The following is a 19,612-nucleotide window of genomic DNA, read 5'->3' as shown; positions in this document are numbered from 1 at the left end:
GTCTCCTGCTGGAAAAGCGCGATCCCGTGGAGGCGGAGCGGTGGTACCGCCAGGCCGCCGAGGCCGGGAACCACCGCGCCATGTTCAACTTCGGCCTGTTGCTGGAGAGCCGCGAGCCTGCGGAGGCCGGCCAGTGGTATCGGCGCGCCGCCGAGGCCGGGAACACCGGTGCGATGAACAACCTCGGGCGGGTGCTGGAGGACAGCGATCCCGTGGAGGCGGAGCGGTGGTACCGCCAGGCCGCCGAGGCCGGAAACCACCACGCCATGTTCAACCTGGCGCTCCTGCTGAAGAGCCGCGACCCCGCAGAGGCCGACCGGTGGTACCGGCGCGCCGCCGAGGCCGGAAATTCCGGTGCGATGAACAACCTCGGTCGGCTGCTGGAGAAGCGCGATCCCACGGAGGCCGAGCGGTGGTACCGGCAGGCCGCCGAGGCCGGGAACTCCCGGGCCATGTTCAACCTGGCACTCCTGGTGAAGGAACATGACCCCGCGGAGGCTGAGCGGTGGTACCGGCGTGCCGCCGAGGCCGGAAATTCCGGTGCGATGAACAATCTCGGGCGGCTGCTGGAGAAGCGCGATCCCGTGGAGGCGGAGCGATGGTACCGGCGCGCCGCCGACGCCGGGAACCACCGCGCGATGAACAACCTCGGCCTGCTGCTGGAAAAGCGCGACCCCGGGCAGGCCGAGCAGTGGTACCGGCGCGCCGCCGAGACCGGGAACCACCGCGCCATGAACAACCTCGGCCTGCTGCTCAAGCCGAGCGATCCCCAGCAGGCCGAGTACTGGTACCGGCGCGCGGCCGACGCCGGAAACCACTCCGCCATGTTCAACCTGGCGCTCCTGCTGGAGAGCCGGGATCCCGGAGAGGCCGAGCGGTGGTACCGGCGCGCCGCCGAGGCCGGGAACTCCGGTGCGATGAACAACCTCGGTCTGCTGCTGGAGAAGCGCGATCCCGTGGAGGCGGAGCGGTGGTACCGCCAGGCCGCCGACGCCGGGAACCACCGCGCCATGAACAACCTCGGCCTGCTGCTGAAGAACAGCGACCCCGCGCAGGCTGAACGGTGGTACCGGCGCGCCGCCGAGGCGGGGAACCCCCGCGCCATGGACAACCTCCAGGCCCTGCTGAGGGACAGCGCCTCCTAGCAGCGGGGGCCCGTTCCGCGGAACGGGCCCCCAGGCGGGATCTCCTCAGGTCAGCGGGGGATCACTCCCGGCCGAAGTTCTGGACCCACCACGGGCCGCCGGAGCCGTAGGCCGCTCCGGCGCCGATGGCCTTGAGGCCGCAGTTGAGGATGTTGGCCCGGTGGCCGGAGCTGTTCATCCAGCCCTTCACCACCTCGGCGGGCCCGGGGTAGCCCTTGGCGATGTTCTCGGCCGCGCCCGCCGGGTACCCGGCCGCCTTGATGCGGTCCCACGGCGTCCTGCCGTCAGGGGAGTTGTGGCTGAAGTAGCCGCGGTCGCGCATGTCCTCCGCGTGGCCGCGGGCGGCCTTGCGCAGACGCTCGTCGATCCGCAGGGGGGAGCATCCGGCCTTAGCGCGCTCGGCGTTGGTCAGCCGCACCACCTCGTCCTCGGCGGTGGTCTGCCTGGAGCCGCCCGCCGGGGGCGTGGACGCCGTCGGCTTGGGGGGAGCGGGCGAGGACGGCCGGGGGCTGGTGGTCGGGGTCGGGGTCGGCTTGGGCGCGGTCGTGCAGGACGGGACCGCGGCGGAGGTGTCCAGGTAGACGTAGGCCGCGCTCACCCACCGGTCGCGCGGGAGCCGGAACCACACGTTCGAGCTCGCCCCGGGGGCGCGCACCTGGTCGCCGCGCGCCGAGCACATGATCTGGACCTTGTCGCCGGTCCGGGCGTGGCCGAGGATCCGGTAGGTCAGGCCGGGGCCGCCGCGCAGGTTGACGGCCCGGTACCAGCCGGAGTTCACGACCCCGGTCGCGGACCCGGCCGGAGGCCGGCCCGTGGGCGGCGTGGCGGTCGGGCTGGGCGAGCCGGTCGGGCTGGGCGGGGTGGTCCCCGGCGTGCCGGCCGTCGGCTCGTGGCGGATCCGGCCCCGGCCGGGCTGCACGCGCTGGCCGGCGCGCTCGGCGTAGCCGCCGTAGGCCGCGCTCCCCTCGCGGAACGTCCAGCCCCCGATGGTCCTGCCGTCGACGGCGACGGGCTGCCCGCCCTGCCGCAGCGCGAAGTGCACGTGCGGGCCGGTCGCGCTCCCGCCGCAGGGCAGGTCGGTGCCGATGAGCCCGAGGTACTCGCCCTGGCCGACCCGCGCGCCGTCGGCCGCCTGGACGGTGTCGCGCATGTGGTAGTACTCGGTCGCGTAGCCGTTGTCGTGCACGACCCGGATGAGTCCCCGGCTCCGGTCGGTGCTGCAGAACCGGTAGACGCGCCCGGCCGCCGCGGCCAGGACCCGGCCGTCGCCGCCGTTGAAGTCCAGGGAGTTGAACGGGCGGCTGCCGCCGCTGTTACCGTGCGGGCCGCCGCCCATCACCCAGGAGTCGCCGACCTTCCAGGGCAGCCGCAGCCCCGTGTCCCCGGCGCCCCTGGCCGAGTTGTAACGGGTCAGCGTGCGCTTCTCGGCGGGCGGGACCACCGAGGCGGGCACCTGGCGCAGGTGCCGGGTGAACTTCGCGGTCCCCTCCAGCGCCACGTCCCAGCCGCGTCCGGTCCGGCGGGCCAGGAACAGGGAGGTCACCGGCTTGGCGTGGTCGGCCCGGCCGGTGGGCGGGAGCGCCGAGGAGCCGAAGACCCACCGGTGCCGCCGGTCGGAGCGGCGGGCCTCGACGACCGGGGCGCCCCGGTCCTTCCCGGCGGCGCGGGCGCGCTGCCGGACCAGGGTCCGGCCGACCTGCTCGTTCAGCAGGCGCTGCTGCCGCGGGTCGGCGGCGCGCTCCTGGTCGGCGCCCGGATCCGCCGGGACCGGGTCGGGCGCCGCCGCGCTCGACAGCGCCTGCCGTCCGGGGTCGGGGTCGTTCGCCATCAGCCCGACGGCGCCGAGGGAGGTGAGGAACAGGGCGCCGGTGGACGCGGCGACGATCACGCCGCGCCGGCGGCGGGACGCGGACGGCCGGTCGGGGCCGTCCGCGCTGGTGTCCTTGCGCAAGGTCTCTCCTGCGGGGGTCAGGAACGTCGGGTCCGCGCGGCCCTCCGGGTCGGGAGCGGGGCCGCGCGGACGCGCCGGGGACCGTCCGCGAACGGAAGATCCACCCGGCGCCGCGAAGGACCATAAGGGCGTATCGCCGCGAAACTCGGCAAAAGGGGCCGTCTTAAGGTCGGCTTAAGGAGGGGCTCATCCTGGCTTCAGGGTGATCGGAGCGAACGCGCCCCGCGGCGTCTACGATCATCGCCAGGACCACGGCGCCCCGGCCGTTCGGGGCGCACGGCCGTTCGGGGTGCGACGGAGGGTGACATGACGGAGCGGGAACACGACTGGGCCGCGCTCGGGATCGACGTCACCAGGCCGAGCATCGCCCGCGCCTACGACTACGCGCTCGGCGGCAAGGACAACTACGCGCCCGACCGCGGCTTCATCGACCAGCTCAACCAGGTGCTGCCCGAGGTGACCCGGCTCGCCCGCGACAACCGCGCGGCGCTGCGGCGCGGCGTGCGGCACATGGCCGAGATGGGGATCCGGCAGTTCCTCGACCTGGGGTCGGGGCTGCCGACCGTGGAGAACACCCACCAGGTCGCGCAGGCCGTCGCGCCCGAGAGCGCCGTCGTCTACGTCGACAACGACCCCATCGTGCTGGCCCACGGCCGGGCGCTGCTGGCCGAGAACGAGCGGACCACGGTGGTGACGGCCGACCTGCGCGAGCCCGCCGCCGTGCTGGCCCACCCCGAGGTGAACCGGCACCTGGACCTCCCCCGGCCGGTCGGCGTCATGCTGGTCGGCGTGCTGAACCACCTGCACGACCAGGAGGACCCGCGCGGCATCGTCCGGGCGTACATGGACGCGGTGCCGTCCGGCAGCCTGCTGTTCATGACGACCTTCGTGGACGTGGACCCGGCCAGCGAGGAGCTGGAGAAGGCGTTCCTCGGCATGCTCGGCACCGGGCGGTTCCGCTCGTTCGAGGAGACCCTCACCTGGCTGGAGGGGCTGGAGATCCTGGAACCGGGCCTGGTGCACATCCCCGAGTGGCGGCCGGACGGGCCGGTGGGCCTCCCGCTCGGCACCATCGGGCGGCTCGGCGCGGCGGCGCTGGCCCGCAAGCCCTGACCCCGCCGCGCTAGGCGGGGTCGAGCATCGCGAGGTAGACGTCGAGCTGGTGCCCGCCTTCGAGCATCGCCCTGCTCTGCCGCCGCAGCCGGGCCCGCCACCCCTGGAGCACGTCCTCCAGGGCCGGGGTGTCGCCCGCGGCGCGCAGCTGCTCGACGAACACCCTGATCTGGGCGAGCGGGTATCCGCCGCGTCGCAGGTGGCGCGCCGCCCGCGCGTCGCGCACCGCGTCGGGGGGATAGAGGCGGTGGCCGGTGGCCCGGTCGCGTTCGGGGCGGACGATCCCGGCCTCCTCCCACTTGCGCAGCGACGCCGGATGCATCCCGAGCTGGTGGGCCAGGGCCCCGATGGTCAGCGTCCCGGCCCGGTCCCGCTCCGGGGCGGGCGCGGTGGCCAGGGCGCCGAGCGCGGCGGCGACCTCGTCGAGGGTGTCGCGCTCGCGCAGCAGGTCGGCGTGCGCCCGGTCGAGGAGGCGGAACACCGTCTCCTCGTCGCGCCGGTGGGCGGCCCGCATCATCGCCGCGGCCGTCTGGTGCCCGTAGCCGGGGCGCAGGGCGAGGAACGCGCGCAGCGCCTGCGCGTGGACGGCCGAGTAGCGGCGGTACCCGGTGGCGCCGCGCTCGGCGGCGGGGAGGATGCCGTCGTCCTCGTAGTTGCGGACCGCCTGGGTGGACAGGCCGTGCTCGCGGGCGAGGTCGACCGGCCGCAGCGCTCGTGGTGCCATGACTCCTCTTTGAGGGTTTCCGCGACGAAAACCCGATGATTTCGCGTCCAAGTCTCAACAGATTATCCAAGGATACGGTCGAAGGGACGATCCGATTTCGGGAGAGGTGTGCCATGTCCCTTCGACTGTCGGTCCACAATGTCGCCCTGCCCTTCGGCGACGACCCCGCGCGGCTCGGCGCGGCCGCGGACCGGTTCCTCGCGGCGCTCGACCGGCGGCCCGTCCTGCTGGGCCTCGGCGAGCCGACCCACGGCGTCGAGGCCTTCCCGCGGCTGCGCAACGAGCTGCTGGCCCACCTGGTGGAGCGCCACGGGTTCCGGTCCCTCGCCATCGAGAGCGACTGCCTGGCGGGGGCCGTCGTGAACGACCACGTCACGACCGGGGCGGGGGACCTCGACGAGGTCCTCGCCACCGGTTTCAGCCACAACTTCGGGGCCTCGCCCGCCAACCGCGAGCTCGTCGTCTGGCTGCGCGAGCACAACGCGGGCCGCGACCCCGGCGAGCGGGTGCGGTTCTACGGGTTCGACGCCCCGATGGAGATGGTCGCCGCGCAGAGCCCGCGCGCCTCCCTGCTGGCCGCGCGGTCGTACCTGGCCGCCCACCTGGGCGAGGACCGCGTCCCCCACGACGCCGGGACGCTGGCCGGGCTGCTCGGCGACGACGCGGACTGGAGCGAACCCGAGGCGATCATGAACCCCGCCCGGTCCGTGGGGAACACGCCCCGCGCCCGCGAACTGCGCCTGGCCGCCGACGACCTGGTCGCGCTGTTCGAGGCGCAGGCCCCGGGACTGCGGCACGCCGACTCCGACGCCGGGTTCGAGCGCGCGTACACGTCGGCCCGGACCGCCCGGGGGCTGCTGCGCTACCACGCGGCGATGGCCTCCGCCGCGCCCGACCGCGTCGCGGTCCTGGGGCAGCTACGCGACGCGATGATGGCCGACAACCTGCTGGCCGTCGCCCGCGCCGAGGCCGACCGGGGCCCCTGCCTGGTCTTCGCCCACAACGCCCACCTGCAACGGTGCTCGGCCCGGCTGCGGTTCGGGGAGATCGACGCGCGCTGGTGGAGCGCGGGGGCCATCGTCGCGTCCGCCGTCCGGGACCGGTACGCCTTCATCGCCGCGGACTTCGGCGACCTGGAGGGAGGCGGGCCGCCCCCGCAGGAGGACACCCTCCATGCGGTGCTGTCGGAGGCCACCGCCGACCGCGCGCTGTTCCCCGGCAAGGAGCTGGCCGCCGCGCTCGAAACGCACCCGGGCCTGCGCGAGCGCGTCACCGACGACCCCCGGTACGTCCCCTTCGACCCGGGCCGGCTCGACGCGGCCGACGCCGTCGCGTTCATCAGGTCGGTGCCCGGCTGGGAGGGCGCCATCTTCGCGAACGTGCCGGGATAGTCCCGCATCGCCCAGGGCGGTTCCGATCGGCGTTCGCGCCGGCCGGAACCGCCCTGGACGGAAGGCCTAACGGGGGGCGGAGGCGCGGATGGCGTCGGTGACCACGTCGTGGACGTTCTCGGCGCGTTCGTAGGAGGCGCGCTGGCGGGTGGCCCCGTTGCCGCGCTCCCACAGCGCGTCCAGCAGGCGGAGCACCGTGTCGAGGTCGCCGCTGCGCTCCAGCGCGGGGCGCACGTGCTCCAGCAGCGCCTCGACCACCGCCCGGGCGGGCGCGGCGTGCCTGGTCACCGGGTGGACCAGCTCCTCGCGCATCCCCGACCGGCTGGCCCGCCACATCGCCAGCCGCAGCAGCTCCGTGCGCACCGGGTCGGGCGGCAGCCCCGCCCGCCACTCGTCGGCCGCCGTGTCGACCAGCGCCCGGACCAGCGCCGCCATCAGCGCCGTGTCGTCGGCGTCCAGGCACACGTCGGCGACCCGGATCTCCACCGTCGGATAGTGCCGCGACAGCCGCGCGTCGAAGTAGATCATGCCCTCGTCCAGCAGCACGCCGGTCTCCAGCAGCGCGTCCACGGTGGCGCGGTAGGTCTTGGCGTCCTCGAACGGCTCGGTCGGCCCGCTGGACGGCCAGCGGTCCCACACCCGCTGCCGCCAGGAGTCGTAACCGGTGTCGCGGCCCTGCCAGAACGGGGAGTTGGCGCTGAGCGCCAGCAGCGGCGGCAGCCACGGCCGGATCCGGTCCAGCACGCCCACGCCCTCCTCGGGGGAGGAGATGTTCACATGGACGTGGCAGCCGCAGGTGAGCTGCTCGTCGGCGGTCACGCCGTAGGCGTCGGCCATCATCCGGTAGCGGCGTTTGGGGGTCAACGACGGCCGCACCTCGACCGGCGAGGTGGCCAGCGCCACGACCGCCGCGTCCACCCCGGCGGCGGCCTGTGCGGCGGCGGCGCGGCCCGCGCGGATCTGTTCGGCCAGTTCGTCCAGGGAGGTACAGGGGCGGGTACCGGTCTCCAGCTGCTCGCGCTGCATCTCGGTCTCGAACGTGTCCTTACCGTTGGGCACGGGAACCTGCTCACCGTGCTCACGGGCATACCGGATCACCGCGCCGGAGACGGCCTGGGGCACACCCGTCTCGGGATCGACGAGCAGCAGCTCCTCTTCCACCCCGAAAGTCCGCACTTGGTTGGTCTCGTAAGGTTTCACACTCCGTACCTGCCCCCGTACGTCGGATGTACTTCTCGTCACCCGGACCCGATCATGCCTACAATGCGCTGAACTGAGCTAGCGCTTGGTCAAAGGAGGGGACGCGATGGCGTACCGGGTCGGGCAGTGGGCCACCGGCAATGTCGGCAGGCAGGCGCTGCGCGCGATCATCGAACACCCCGACCTGGAACTGGCCGGGCTGGTGGTCTCCGACCCCGCCAAGGTCGGCCGGGACGCCGGTGAGCTGTCCGGAGTCGGCCGCCGCACCGGCGTCCGCGCCACCGCCGACCCCGCCGCGCTGATCGCCGCCCGCCCCGACGTGATCAGCTACTGCGCCGTCGGGACGGCGGGCCGCCGCGAGGTCGCCACCGGGGCCCGGCCCACCGACGCCGTGGACGACCTGTGCCGGGTGCTGGAGGCCGGGATCGACGTGGTGTCCTCCGCCCTGATCCCCCTGGTCCACCCCGGTTCGGCCGACCCCGGCACCGTGCGGCGGCTGCGGGCGGCGTGCGCGGCGGGACGGTCGTCGATGCTCACCACCGGCCTGGACCCCGGCTTCATGAACGACGTCCTGCCCGTCCTGCTCACCGGCCTGTGCCTGTCGGTGCGGACCGTCCGGGTCAGCGAGGTCATGTGCTACGGGCGGTGGGACAAGCCGGAGGCGATCGTCGGGAAGTTCGGCTTCGGCGCGCCCCTGGACCACGTCCCGCCGATCCTGCGGCCGGGCGTGCTGACCCTCATGTGGGGCCCGGTCGTCCACCTGGTCGCCGAGCAGCTGGACGTGGCGCTGGACGACGTCACCGAGGAGTACGAGCTGTGCCCCGCGCCCGAGACGTTCGCGATCCCCGCCGGGACGATCGCCGAGGGGACCTCGGCGGGCCTGCGGTTCCGGGTGGCGGGGATCGCGGGCGGCCGTCCCGCGATCGTGGTCGAGCACGTCACCCGGCTGCGCGAGGACCTGGCCCCGCACTGGCCCGCGCCGCCGTTCGGGCAGGCGGGCGGCTACCGCGTCGAGATCGACGGCGAGCCGCCGTGGCGGATGGACATCGCCAACCCCGGCGCGGCCGACCCGACGGTGCCCGGCACCCTGGCGACCGCGCTGCGCCTGGTCAACGCCGTCCCCGCCGTCGCGGCGGCCCCACCCGGCCTGCACACGCCGTTCACCCTCCCAATGATCACCGGCCGCCGCCTGCTGCGGTGATGGCGAACTCGGTGAACGTTCCCGCCGCCCGGAAACCCAGCCGCCGGTACACCGGCTCGCCCTCGGCCGATGCCTGGAGCACCGCGGTCCGGTGCCCCTCCGCCAGGGCCGTGCGCAGGGTGGCCAGCGTCATCGCGCCCCCGTAGCCCCGGCGGCGGTGCGCGGCCAGCGTGGCGATGTTGTAGATCCCGGCGACCCCGCCGTGGAGGAACACCTCGCCCGTGCACACCGGCTCGCCCCCGACGTACCCGACCAGGTAGCGGGCCGCGCTCCGCAGCGCCGGCCCGGTCGTCAGCCGGTAGAACCGCGGAACGGTCACCGACGGCGGCTCCCACAGCGCGGCCAGCGTCACGGCGTAGTCGGCGAGCTCCGGCTCGGTGGTGGCCCGCCGGATCTCCAGCCCGTCCGGCCGCGGGACTTCGGGCGGGTCGTCCAGCTCGGCCCACATGGCGGCCTCGCGCTCGGACGGCTCCAGGCCCGCGCCGGCCAGGCGTTCGCCCAGGTCCCCGGCCTCCGGCCCGACCCACCAGGAGAAGGGCCGCCCGGTCGCGCGGACCGCCGCGACCGTCTCGGCGATCCGCGCCGTGGCCGTCGCGGGCGCGAACCGCGCGGCGGCCACGATGTTGAAGGTGTCGTCGTCCAGCCCGCTGTCGGCGACCAGCACGTCCCCCGGTTCGGCCACCGTCATGCCCGGTGTCCCCCGGTGCAGGTGGCAGGCGTGCTCGGCGAGGTTGCGGTCCATCCGGTCGGTCAGGTCCACAGTGGCTCCAGGCACTCGGCGACGGCGCGCTGCACGTCGTCCACGTGCTCCTCATCGTCCTCCAGGTCCCACAGGACGTTCTGGAGCACGCGCCCCAGCGTCCACCCCGCCGCGCGCCGCCGGTCCAGCCCCAGCACCTCGGTCATGTGGTCGAACCGCCACCGCAGCGCCCGCGTCACGTCCCCGGCGGCGACCAGGTCGTCCCAGCGGTTGCGGAGCGCGGGCAGCAGGTCGAACCCCGGGTCACCGGCCAGCGGCTTGGGGTCGATCGCCAGCCACGGCTCCCGGTCGGCCGACAGCACGTTCTCGTAGTGCAGGTCCCAGTGCAGCAGCCGGTCCCCGGCCTCGTCCGCCAGCTCCCGGACCGCGCCCACGCAGACGTCGGCCAGCCGCCGGTCCGCGCCGCGCAGCGCCGGCAGCAGCTCGGGCGCGTCCGCCAGCATCTCGCGGGCGACGTCGGCCAGCGTCCGCATCCCCGGCGGCGCGGGCGCCGCCACCAGCCGCGCCAGCAGTCCGGTCAGGACCGTCAGCGCCTCCCGGTCGTCGGGCAGGTCCGCCAGCGAACGCGCGGCGTCCAGGCGCTCCAGCAGCAGCGCGCCCCGCCCGGCGTCCTCCGCCAGCAGCCGGACCGCGCCCCGGCCGTCCCAGGCCCGCAGCGCCGCGGCCTCGCCCGCGTTCTCCTCGTCCACGAGCTGGAGCTTCAGCACCGCCGCGCCGCCGTCGGCCCGCCGCACGGGAACCACTAGCGAGGCCCAGCCGTGCCGGGGCTCCCCGTCGGGGCGCAGCTCCCAGCGTTCCAGCAGGTCGGCCGCGAGCCCCGGCAGCCCGGCGACCCACCGCCGGCCGGCGTCCCCGTTGGTCTCCGCCTGGACCTCCGCCAGCCTCTCCGGCACCTCGATCCGCATGATCAGCACGATAGGCGACCCGCGCCCGCGGGGACCTCCCCTTTTCCGGCGGCCGTTTCCGGCGCGGCCCCGGGTGGAAGATCTTTTTGAGGGCGTGCGATCGGGGGATCGATGTCGGGGGACAACTCGTACCAGCCCGTCCATTCCGACCGGGAGCTCGGGATGGACCGGAAGATCAGCCGTCGGGACTTCCTGGACGGCATGGCCGTGGCCGTGGGGGCCGCGGCCACCGGCGGGCTGCTCTCGGGGTGCGCCGCCGGGGAGTGGGGCGGCGTCCACGACAAGGTCGTGAACCCGCCCGACGGCTGGAACCAGGCGGGCCGGGGCAGCCCCGGCTACCCGCCCGCGATGACCGGGCTGCGCGGCTCGACCAACCCGGCGATGCGCATCCCGCACGAACTACGCGACGGCATCTTCTGGGCGGGCGAGAAACCCGTCCACCGCACCGGCGAGCACTACGACCTGGTCGTGGTCGGCGCGGGCATCAGCGGTCTCAGCGCGGCCTACTTCTACCGGAGGAGGCACCCCAACGCCACGGTCCTCATCCTGGACAACCACGACGACTTCGGCGGCCACGCGCGGCGCAACGAGTTCACCGCGAACGGCAGGCTCATCGTCGGCTACGGCGGTTCGCAGTCCATCGAGGCCCCGTCGGTGTGGAGCAAGGAGGCCCGGGGGCTGCTGGACGAGCTGGGCATCGACCTGGAGGCGTTCAGGAAGTACTACGACCAGGACTTCAACACGCGCTGGAAGCTCAACGACTCGGAGTTCTTCACCTCCGACCTGTTCGGCCGCGACCACCTGGCGGTCATGAAGGGCGACACCCAGACCGCCGGGACGCTGCGGAACGCGCCGCTGTCGGAGCGGGCGCGCCGGGCGTTCCTGGAACTCCAGGACAGGCCCGGGGACTACCTGCCGGGCCTCACCGAGGAGCAGAAGAAGCAGAGGCTGGTCGGGCTGACCTACCGCGAGTACCTGCGGGACGTCGCGAAGATGCCCGCGGAGGTCCTGGACTACCTCCAGACCTACACCAGCGACGAGTGGGGGTTCGGCAGCGACGCGTTCGGGGCGATCGACGCGTGGGCGATGGAGTACCCGGGGTTCGGGGGACTGAAGCTGGATCGTTCCCGGCCGTACCGGTACTGCGGCCCCACCATCCAGCTCCAGTGGAACGCCGACGACCCGTACATCGACCACTTCCCCGACGGCAACAACGGCGTCTGCCGCCTGCTGGTCGGCAGGCTGATCCCGGGCACCGGCGCGCCCCGCGCCATGGGCGAGGAGACCTCCGCCCGCATCGACTACTCCCGGCTGGACGTGGCGGGCAACGCCGTCCGGCTGCGCCTCGACGCCCCGTGCGTGCGCGTCCACCACACCGGAGGTAACCCCGGTGCCAAGACCGTCGAGGTGGACTTCCACCGGGACGGGAAGGTCCACCGCTGCACGGCGGGCGGCGTGGTCATGGCCTGCTACAACACCATGATCCCGTACCTGATGCAGGACCTGCCCACCCCCCAGGAGGCCCTGTTCTACGGCACCAAGCTGCCGATCGTGTACGCCATGGTCCTGCTGCGCAACTGGGAGGCGTGGCGCCGGCTCGGGATCTACCACACGCGCTTCACCAGCGGCGACTGGGTGGTGGCCGAGCTGGACTACCCGGTCAGCATGGGCGGCTACCGCTTCTCCCACGACCCCGGTCAGCCGGTGCTGGTCCACATGATCCGGATGGCGACGGCGCCGGGCTACCGCAACCCGCGCGGCGGCATCGGCCCCGGCCGCCGCGAGCTGTTCGCCCGGCCCTACGAGCGGTACGAGCGCAGCCTCCGCGACCAGCTCACCCGGCTGCTCAAGGACGGCGGCTTCGATCCGGCCCGCGACATCCTCGGCATCACCGTCAACCGCTGGGGCCACGGCTACGCGCTGGAGTACGGCCGCCCGTGGGCCGACTTCTGGCCCGACGGCCCGCTGCCGTCGGTGCGGGGGCGCCGCCCGTTCGGCCGGGTCACCATCGCCAACTCCGACTCCCAGAACCGCGCCTACGCCGACGCCGCCATCGACGCGGCCTGGCGCGCCGTCGAGGAGCTGGGGTGAGGGGCCCGGCTAGGGGCGTTCCCAGCGGACCGAGCTGAGGGCCAGCAGGGCGACGTGGAGGGAGACGCACGACTCCACGTCGTCGAGGTCGGCGTTCAGGACGCGTTCGATGCGGCGCAGCCTCTCGTAGAACGCCGGGCGCGACAGGTGCGCCTGCTGGGCGGCGACGGCCTTGTTGCGGCCCGCCTCCAGGTACAGCTCCAGGATGCGGGTCAGGTCGCTGCCGCGCTGGGCGTCGTACTCCAGCAGCGGGCCCAGCTCGCGTTCCACGAACGTCTGGAGCCGGGCGTCGTCGCGCAGCAGGTGCAGCAGACCGCGCAGCCGCAGGTCCGGCAGCCGGTAGAACAGGCGCCCGCCGGAGCTGCGGCACGCCACGTCCGCGACCTGCTCGGCCTCCTGGAACGACCGCCGCACGTCCCGGATCGACTCCACCACCGAGCCGGTCGCCATCACCACCTCGCCGCCCGACTGCTTGCGGACCCGCGTGGCGACCTCGTTCAGCGCGGTCTCCACGTCGGTGCGGGCGGGCAGCGACGCCAGCACGCCGACCCGGGCGTTCGGGCTGCCCTCGTCCAGCACGCCGACCAGCGCGGCCAGCCGGGCGTCCTTGCAGGCCGTCGCGGCGACCTCGGCCAGCTCCGCCAGCTCGGCGGCCGAGCCCGCCGCCGTCGCGGTGCGGGGGCGCAGCACGACGCCCAGCAGGCGGCGGCCCGACAGCGGGACGCCGAGCGCGCGGGCGCGGGCGGCGGCCTCCTGCGGGTCGGAGTAGGAGTGCTCCAGGATGCGGGCGATGATCGTGCCGTGGGCCTGGCGCTCGACGCTCTCGGCGTGCCGGTCCAGCAGCCGCCCCAGGGCCAGCGTGGTGGCGGCGCGTTCCACCAGCACCGTCTCGCGGGGCGACGGCGGCGCGCCCAGCACCAGGATCAGGCGGCCCCAGTCCTCGCCGCGCGCCCCGACCGTGGTGACCAGCCATCCCGACGCCTCGTCGTAGGCGGTGCGCTGGTCGGGCCGCACGGCGCGGGAGCGGGTCTCCCACGCCGACAGCAGCTCGGCCGGGTCGCCGCCGTCGGCGTCGGCGGCCAGCACCTGGTGCGCCAGGTTCTCCAGCACGACCGGGTGGCCGCCGAGGGACGCGACCTGGCGGACCACCTCGTCGGTGGAGGCACCCTCGACCGACAGCCGGGTGAAGATCTCGTGCAGCTGCTCCGAGGCCCGCAGCTCGGCGAACTGGTCCTGCACGATCCGGGCGTGCACGGCCTCGGTGATGTCGACGAACGCCGGTTCGTGCGCCAGCACCACCACCGGCAGCCCGTGGTCCTCGGCGGCGGCGACCAGCGCGGGCGGCAGCGCGCTGGAGTACCGCCGCCCGAGCTCCACCATCAGCCCGCTCACCCCGACCTCGGCCAGCTCGCCGATGTAGACGCGCAGCCGCGCGGGCTCGTCGGGCAGCGCGATCCCGGTGGTCAGCACCAGCTCGCCGCCGTGCAGCAGGTGGGCGATGTCGGTGACCTCGGCGACGTGGACCCAGCGCACGCGGTTGGACAGCCGGTCCCCGCCGGCCACCACGCGCGGCTGGCCGCGGCGGACGGCGTCGAGCTGGAGGACGTCGGCGACGGTGGGAAGCATCGCGCCGATCGTAACCCGACACTGTGTCAAGTCCGGACCCGGGAAATGTTACATTTTGAAAACCCTGGGGGCGGTGTGACCAGTGCGAATTCGGTGGCGACGGCCGGGTACCAGCACGGATACCGTAGCGCCACACCCTGTCAGAGCGTCAATCGTTCCGCCCCGGTGCTGACACTCTGCCGCTGGCAGGCCGCGCGGCGGACCGCGAGACTGGGCCCATGGCGGAACACGCGACCCTTCTCCAGCGCCACCGGGCGGTCATGCCCGACTGGCTGGCTCTCAACTACAGCAACCCCATCGAGCTCGTCGCCGGCAAGGGAAGCCGCGTGACCGACGCCGAGGGCAACACCTACCTCGACTTCTTCGTTGGCATCCTCACCAACATGATCGGGTACGACGTGCCCGAGGTGCGCGAGGCCGTCGAACGCCAGCTCGCGACCGGTGTCGTGCACACCTCCACCGCGTACCTGCTGCGCGGCCAGGTCGAGCTGGCCGAGAAGATCGCCCGGCTGTCCGGCATCCCCGACGCCAAGGTCTTCTTCACCAACTCCGGCACCGAGGCCAACGAGACCGCGCTGCTGCTGGCGACCTACGCGCGCAGGACCGACCAGGTCCTGGCGATGCGGCAGAGCTACCACGGCCGCTCGTTCGGCGCGATCGGCGTCACCTCCAACCGCGCCTGGAAGAACAACTCCTACTCGCCGCTGAACGTGCACTTCCTGCACGGCGCGGACCGGCACCTGCCGCAGTTCCGCAACCTGACCGACGCCGAGTACGTCGACGTGTGCGTGGCGGACCTGCGGCACGTGCTGGCGACCGCGACCGGCGGCGACGTCGCCGCGCTGATCGCCGAGCCGATCCAGGGCGTCGGCGGCTTCACCGCCGCCCCCGACGGGCTGTTCGCGGCCTACAAGGAGGTCCTGGACGAGCAGGGCATCCTGTTCATCTCCGACGAGGTGCAGACCGGCTGGGGCCGCACCGGCGAGACGTTCTTCGGCATCCAGGCGCACGGGATCACCCCGGACGCGATGACGTTCGCCAAGGGCCTCGGCAACGGCTTCGCCATCGGCGGCGTCGTGGCGCGCGGCGACCTGATGGACTCGCTGCACGCGGTCGGCCTGGCCACCTTCGGCGGCAACCCGATCTCCACCGCCGCCGCCAACGCCACCCTCGACTACGTCCTGGACCACGACCTGCAGGCCAACGCCGCCAAGCAGGGCGCGACGATCATCAACGGGCTGCGCGACGCCGCGACCCGGCTGCCGATCGTCAGGGAGGTCCGCGGCAAGGGCCTGATGTTCGCCGTCGAGCTGGTCGACCCCGGCACCGGCGAGCCCAGCACCGCGCTGGCCGCCGCCCTGATGGAGGCGACCCGCGAACGCGGCCTGCTGGTCGGCAAGGGCGGCCTGTACGGCAACACCGTGCGGATGGCCCCGCCGCTGACCCTGTCCGACGCCGAGGCCGCCGAGGGCCTGGGCATCCTGATCGACTCCCTTGAGACCGTGAACGAGGCCGCGACCGCATGAGCACCAAGCACATCACCCACTGGATCGGCGGCAAGCCCCACACCGGCACGGCCGAGCGGCAGGGCGACGTCTACGACCCCGCGGCCGGCCGCGTCGCCGGGAAGGTCGACCTCGCCTCCCCGGCCGAGGTGGACGCCGCCGTCGCCGCCGCGAAGGCCGCCTTCCCCGGCTGGCGCGACACCCCCCTCAGCCGCCGCGTGAAGATCCTGTTCCGGTTCCGCGAGCTGCTGGAGGCCCACAAGCTGGAGCTGGCCGAGCTGATCTCGGCCGAGCACGGCAAGGTCGTCTCCGACGCGCTCGGCGAGGTCGCGCGCGGCCTGGAGGTCGTGGAGTTCGCCTGCGGCATCCCGCACCTGCTCAAGGGCGGCTTCTCCGAGAACGTCTCCTCGAAGGTGGACGCCTACTCGATCCTCCAGCCGCTCGGTGTGGTCGCCGGGATCACCCCGTTCAACTTCCCGGCCATGGTGCCGATGTGGATGTTCCCGGTGGCGATCGCGTGCGGCAACACGTTCGTGCTCAAGCCGTCGGAGAAGGACCCGTCGGCGTCGGTGCGGATCGCCGAGCTGTGGGCCGAGGCCGGGCTGCCCGACGGCGTGTTCAACGTCCTGCAGGGCGACAAGGTCGCCGTCGACGGGCTGCTGGAGCACCCCGACGTCAAGGCCGTGTCGTTCGTCGGCTCCACCCCGATCGCGCAGTACATCTACGAGACCGCCGCCCGCACCGGCAAGCGCGTGCAGGCCCTCGGCGGCGCCAAGAACCACATGGTCGTGCTGCCCGACGCCGACCTGGACCTGGCCGCCGACGCGGCAGTGTCGGCGGGCTTCGGCTCGGCCGGCGAGCGCTGCATGGCGATCTCGGTGCTGGTCGCGGTGGAGCCGGTCGCCGACGAGCTGCTGGAGAAGATCAGGGAGCGGGTCGCCCGGCTCAAGGTCGGTCCCGGCGACGATCCCGAGTCCGAGATGGGCCCGCTGGTCACCCGCGAGCACCGCGACAAGGTCGCCTCCTACCTCGACAGCGGCGTCGCCCAGGGCGCGACCCTGGCCATCGACGGCCGCGAGACCGAGATCCTCGGCGGCGGCGAGGACGGGTTCTGGCTCGGCCCGACCGTCCTGGACCACGTCACGCCCGAGATGGACGCCTACCGGGACGAGATCTTCGGTCCCGTCCTGTCGGTGGTGCGGGTCGCCTCCTACGACGAGGCGATGAAGCTGATCGGCGACAACCCCTACGGCAACGGCACCGCGATCTTCACCAACGACGGCGGGGCCGCGCGCCGCTTCCAGAACGAGGTCGAGGTCGGCATGGTCGGCATCAACGTGCCGATCCCGGTGCCGATGGCCTACTACTCGTTCGGCGGCTGGAAGGCGTCGCTGTTCGGCGACAGCCACGCCCACGGCATGGAGGGCGTCCACTTCTACACCCGCACCAAGGCCGTCACGGCGCGCTGGCTCGACCCGAGCCACGGCGGGGTGAACCTGGGCTTCCCCACCAACGGCTGAGCCCGCCGGGCCGCGTCCACCGCCCCGCACGGCCGGAGTCCCCGCCGGTTCCGGAGTCCCCGCCCGTGCGGGGCGTGAGCGCGAGCCCCACCGCCAGGCAGGCGAACGGCGTCGCCGGGACCACGTACCGGTAGTCGAAGTCGGCGCTGGCGATGGGGAACACCAGCAGCGTCACCGCCGTGCCCCACATCAGCAGCACCGCGCGCCGCCGCCGGCCCAGCGCGACGCCGAGCCCGCCCGCGGCGAAGACCACCCCCAGCAGCGGGCCCGGCAGCGTCACCGCCCGCTCGTAGGCGCGCGTCCGCCCGGCGTGGGGCTCGACGACCCGGCTCGGCCGCCACGTCCGCCCGTACCGCATCGCGTCGGTGAGCGCCGTCGACGGCCGTTCCGGGTCGGCGCCCCAGCTCCGCCCGCCGGGGAACGGCTGCGGGCGTTCGGGGAAGTGGTACAGCGACTCGGTCGCCGCCGTCGGCACCGGGAACCGGTGCGGGCTGAACGCCTTGCCGATCCCGTCGGCGACCACGCGCAGGTAGTCGCCCGGCTGGGCGAGGATCGCCCGGATCGCGAAGTCGCGCATGGTCGCGTTGGCGAACGGGGAGGTGACGTTCTCGTACAGCACCCGGGGCGGGGCCTCGCTCCGCCAGATCAGATGGCCGGGATGGTGACCGGCCGCCCGCAGCTCCGGCCGCAGGCACAGCGGTTCCTGGTGCGACGGCGGCCGGATCTTCGCGCAGTCGGCGAACACCGCCGTCCGCCCCCACAGGTACAGCCCGTCGCTGCTGGTCAGCCCGAAGGCGCCGTGGGCCGAGCGGAACCAGAGCCCGTAGGAGGCCAGCGGCAGGGCCGCCGCCAGCCCGAACGCCGTCGCGGCCCGCCAGCCGCCCCGCCACAGCAGCAGCCCGGCCAGCACCAGCGGCACCAGCGGCGCGCCCGCCGACCGCACCAGCACCGCGAACCCCAGCAGCAGGCCCGCCGCCGTCGCCGCGGCCCAGCCGGGGGCGGCCGAGGGCTCGCGCACCCGCCAGAGCAGCAGCACCAGCGCGGCGGCGATCAGGAACGTGAACAGAGCCTCCGACATCAGCAGGTGCTCCAGCTGCACCTGCCGGGCGTCGAACAGGACCGGCAGCACGACGACCGTCGCCAGGACCTGCCCGAGGCCGCACCGCCGCAGCAGCGCGTACCCCAGCACGGCGACGGCGAGCCCCATCAGGTGCTGCGCGACCGCGACGGCGGTCAGGTCGTGCAGCGGCTCCATCACCCGCAGCAGCAGCGAGTACCCGATCGACTTGCTGGGGGAGGGCGACGGTCGCAGGGCGCGTCCCAGATAGAAGTAGGAGTCGCCGGTGAACCACAGCACCCCGGGATAACCGCGCACCGCCGTCCACCGGACGAGAACGGCGCCCGCCAGCGCGACCGCGAACACCGCGTGCCGCTGGATCCGGCGAACCGTGCAAAAGGCATGAAAAGTGATGAATGTTCGACCGGGGATGCCGGGCCGGTCCGTCCTGTCCTGGCTCACAAGAAAGGCGACTCTAACCTTCGCGGATGACCCGGAGGTGAACGCAGCGTAGCGTCTCGGGCTTGGCGCGTGACGTCCCCGCCGGTATCCGGTGGCACGTCCCGCGTCCCGGCCCGCACCGGGCCCCGCACCCCCCGTCGCCAACGGCGACCGATCGTCACGCCACGTGAGAACGGGCAGGTGGAAGGTCCTCGATAATTTCTACCGCCCGCACATTTCTGTCGTCAATTTCCGTCTTCTCGGCTGTGACAAATAATAGCTACAAGTATTGACTGGCTCTGTGGCGGGCGACACAATCTGACTGTCTCAATTAATTGAGGCGAAATTGCAAAAGGGTCAGGTTCTCCGGCCGGAAGGCCGCAGAACGGGGTCGGTGCGCAGGGAGCCGCGCTATGACTGCTGACGACCACGCCGCGGAGGTCGAGGCGCTCGCCAGACGCTATCCGGGTTGGACCATCTGGTTCGGTCTGTTCACCGGGCACTGGTGGGCCCTGCCGCCCCGCGACCGCGACGTCGGCCGGTTCATCGAGGCTCCGACACCGCAACGGCTCATCGCACGGATCGAGGTGGTCCTCCACGACGGGTACGGGCAGGAACTGATCGACGGCGACCCTGGCAGGTCGTCTCCCAGCACCCGGCCGGACGCGCGGCGTCCCTCGAATCTCCTCCGTATCGAGGGCGTCACACCGCCGCCGTTCCGCCGGGTCCCGGTGGTCGCGTGGCCAGGCAGCACTGCAAGGTGATCCGCTGTTCCCCAACCTCGCCACGTCCACCGGTGCCGCCGCGGTCCCGGGAAGGGCAGTAGCCCGCGCCATATCCCTCTCCAGCAACCTCCGTGTATGGCGCGGTCGCCAGCACCCACTGCCCCCCGGACCGCGGCGGTTTCATTTCCGCCGGTCCCGTTCGAAAAAGGACGCCACAGTATCCGGTTAATAGTCGTTCGGCTTGCCGGTAAACCCGT

The 19,612-nt window shown here is 73.4% G+C and carries 15 protein-coding genes; 8 read left to right on the top strand and 7 right to left on the bottom strand.

The window, feature by feature from the left end; all coding sequences use genetic code 11:
• The coding region (locus tag AKI01S_RS07280; RefSeq protein WP_157419709.1) for a tetratricopeptide repeat protein at positions 1 to 1,145 on the top strand (1,145 nt) is incomplete at its 5' end.
• A 61-nt stretch (positions 1,146 to 1,206) separates the two neighbouring features.
• Here the strand turns inward: AKI01S_RS07280 and AKI01S_RS07275 are convergent.
• The gene (locus tag AKI01S_RS07275) at positions 1,207 to 3,096 is read right to left on the bottom strand and encodes a CAP domain-containing protein (RefSeq protein WP_067813152.1); all 1,890 of its coding nucleotides are present in this window, start codon (positions 3,094 to 3,096) and stop codon (positions 1,207 to 1,209) included.
• A gap of 306 nt (positions 3,097 to 3,402) precedes the next feature.
• Between AKI01S_RS07275 and AKI01S_RS07270 the strand changes: the two genes are divergently transcribed.
• Positions 3,403 to 4,209: an SAM-dependent methyltransferase gene (locus AKI01S_RS07270; protein WP_067813150.1), complete on the top strand. Its 807-nt coding sequence runs from the start codon at positions 3,403 to 3,405 to the stop codon at positions 4,207 to 4,209.
• Between the two features lie 10 nt (positions 4,210 to 4,219).
• Here the strand turns inward: AKI01S_RS07270 and AKI01S_RS07265 are convergent, their stop codons facing one another.
• Positions 4,220 to 4,933 carry a MerR family transcriptional regulator gene (locus tag AKI01S_RS07265; protein WP_218009588.1) on the bottom strand — a complete coding sequence of 238 codons (714 nt, stop codon included), beginning with the start codon at positions 4,931 to 4,933 and terminating at the stop codon, positions 4,220 to 4,222.
• Between the two features lie 113 nt (positions 4,934 to 5,046).
• Between AKI01S_RS07265 and AKI01S_RS07260 the strand changes: the two genes are divergently transcribed.
• Positions 5,047 to 6,324 carry an erythromycin esterase family protein gene (locus tag AKI01S_RS07260; protein ID WP_067813148.1) on the top strand — a complete coding sequence of 426 codons (1,278 nt, stop codon included), beginning with the start codon at positions 5,047 to 5,049 and terminating at the stop codon, positions 6,322 to 6,324.
• Positions 6,325 to 6,390: 66 nt separating this feature from the next.
• Here AKI01S_RS07260 and AKI01S_RS07255 read toward each other — a convergent pair whose 3' ends face one another.
• Entirely contained in the window at positions 6,391 to 7,500 is a 1,110-nt protein-coding gene (locus AKI01S_RS07255; RefSeq protein WP_083999082.1) for a carboxylate-amine ligase, read from the bottom strand.
• Between the two features lie 130 nt (positions 7,501 to 7,630).
• Here AKI01S_RS07255 and AKI01S_RS07250 point away from each other — a divergent pair, with 130 nt between their 5' ends.
• Positions 7,631 to 8,725 (top strand): NAD(P)H-dependent amine dehydrogenase family protein, encoded by a 1,095-nt coding sequence (locus tag AKI01S_RS07250; RefSeq protein ID WP_067813141.1) that lies wholly within the window; start codon positions 7,631 to 7,633, stop codon positions 8,723 to 8,725.
• On the opposite strand, the gene AKI01S_RS07245 is transcribed toward AKI01S_RS07250, so the two are convergent.
• Positions 8,700 to 9,485, bottom strand: coding sequence for a GNAT family N-acetyltransferase (locus AKI01S_RS07245; RefSeq protein WP_245681510.1), 786 nt, complete (start codon positions 9,483 to 9,485; stop codon positions 8,700 to 8,702). The genes AKI01S_RS07250 and AKI01S_RS07245 overlap by 26 nt on opposite strands.
• Positions 9,476 to 10,390: an aminoglycoside phosphotransferase family protein gene (locus AKI01S_RS07240; RefSeq protein WP_067813173.1), complete on the bottom strand. Its 915-nt coding sequence runs from the start codon at positions 10,388 to 10,390 to the stop codon at positions 9,476 to 9,478. Before AKI01S_RS07240 ends, AKI01S_RS07245 begins: the two co-directional genes overlap by 10 nt.
• Positions 10,391 to 10,552: 162 nt before the next feature.
• On the opposite strand from AKI01S_RS07240, the gene AKI01S_RS07235 reads away from it, so the two are divergent.
• Positions 10,553 to 12,481 (top strand): flavin monoamine oxidase family protein, encoded by a 1,929-nt coding sequence (locus AKI01S_RS07235; protein WP_067813169.1) that lies wholly within the window; start codon positions 10,553 to 10,555, stop codon positions 12,479 to 12,481.
• A gap of 9 nt (positions 12,482 to 12,490) precedes the next feature.
• On the opposite strand, the gene AKI01S_RS07230 is transcribed toward AKI01S_RS07235, so the two are convergent.
• Positions 12,491 to 14,107: a PucR family transcriptional regulator gene (locus AKI01S_RS07230; protein WP_067813139.1), complete on the bottom strand. Its 1,617-nt coding sequence runs from the start codon at positions 14,105 to 14,107 to the stop codon at positions 12,491 to 12,493.
• Positions 14,108 to 14,325: 218 nt separating this feature from the next.
• Here AKI01S_RS07230 and AKI01S_RS07225 point away from each other — a divergent pair, with 218 nt between their 5' ends.
• Together AKI01S_RS07225 and AKI01S_RS07220 are read left to right on the top strand one after the other, a co-directional pair.
• Positions 14,326 to 15,633 (top strand): aspartate aminotransferase family protein, encoded by a 1,308-nt coding sequence (locus AKI01S_RS07225; protein ID WP_067813137.1) that lies wholly within the window; start codon positions 14,326 to 14,328, stop codon positions 15,631 to 15,633.
• Positions 15,630 to 17,132, top strand: a complete 1,503-nt coding sequence (locus tag AKI01S_RS07220; RefSeq protein ID WP_067813135.1) for a CoA-acylating methylmalonate-semialdehyde dehydrogenase — start codon at positions 15,630 to 15,632, stop codon at positions 17,130 to 17,132. The genes AKI01S_RS07225 and AKI01S_RS07220 overlap by 4 nt, the downstream gene beginning before the upstream one ends.
• Here the strand turns inward: AKI01S_RS07220 and AKI01S_RS07215 are convergent.
• On the bottom strand, positions 17,068 to 18,555 hold the full coding sequence (locus AKI01S_RS07215) for a phospholipid carrier-dependent glycosyltransferase (RefSeq protein ID WP_067813133.1): 1,488 nt from the start codon (positions 18,553 to 18,555) through the stop codon (positions 17,068 to 17,070). The genes AKI01S_RS07220 and AKI01S_RS07215 overlap by 65 nt on opposite strands.
• A gap of 488 nt (positions 18,556 to 19,043) precedes the next feature.
• On the opposite strand from AKI01S_RS07215, the gene AKI01S_RS07210 reads away from it, so the two are divergent.
• Positions 19,044 to 19,394, top strand: coding sequence for a hypothetical protein (locus AKI01S_RS07210; protein ID WP_067813132.1), 351 nt, complete (start codon positions 19,044 to 19,046; stop codon positions 19,392 to 19,394).
• The last annotated feature ends 218 nt before the right edge of the window (positions 19,395 to 19,612 follow it).

Origin of the sequence: Actinomadura kijaniata NBRC 14229, assembly GCF_001552175.1 — a bacterium.
Lineage (GTDB): Bacteria > Actinomycetota > Actinomycetes > Streptosporangiales > Streptosporangiaceae > Spirillospora > Spirillospora kijaniata.
Note: the sequence above shows the minus strand (reverse complement) of the source record. Positions and strands in the feature narration are given on the sequence as shown.

Excerpts from the sequence above, each read along its gene's own strand:
- AKI01S_RS07230 (WP_067813139.1), bottom strand. The coding sequence starts at position 14,107 with ATGCTTCCCACCGTCGCCGACGTCCTCCAGCTCGACGCCGTCCGCCGC.
- AKI01S_RS07270 (WP_067813150.1), top strand. The coding sequence starts at position 3,403 with ATGACGGAGCGGGAACACGACTGGGCCGCGCTCGGGATCGACGTCACC.
- AKI01S_RS07240 (WP_067813173.1), bottom strand. The coding sequence starts at position 10,390 with ATGCGGATCGAGGTGCCGGAGAGGCTGGCGGAGGTCCAGGCGGAGACC.
- AKI01S_RS07260 (WP_067813148.1), top strand. The coding sequence starts at position 5,047 with ATGTCCCTTCGACTGTCGGTCCACAATGTCGCCCTGCCCTTCGGCGAC.
- AKI01S_RS07220 (WP_067813135.1), top strand. The coding sequence starts at position 15,630 with ATGAGCACCAAGCACATCACCCACTGGATCGGCGGCAAGCCCCACACC.
- AKI01S_RS07265 (WP_218009588.1), bottom strand. The coding sequence starts at position 4,933 with ATGGCACCACGAGCGCTGCGGCCGGTCGACCTCGCCCGCGAGCACGGC.
- AKI01S_RS07225 (WP_067813137.1), top strand. The coding sequence starts at position 14,326 with ATGGCGGAACACGCGACCCTTCTCCAGCGCCACCGGGCGGTCATGCCC.
- AKI01S_RS07250 (WP_067813141.1), top strand. The coding sequence starts at position 7,631 with ATGGCGTACCGGGTCGGGCAGTGGGCCACCGGCAATGTCGGCAGGCAG.
- AKI01S_RS07210 (WP_067813132.1), top strand. The coding sequence starts at position 19,044 with ATGACTGCTGACGACCACGCCGCGGAGGTCGAGGCGCTCGCCAGACGC.
- AKI01S_RS07235 (WP_067813169.1), top strand. The coding sequence starts at position 10,553 with ATGGACCGGAAGATCAGCCGTCGGGACTTCCTGGACGGCATGGCCGTG.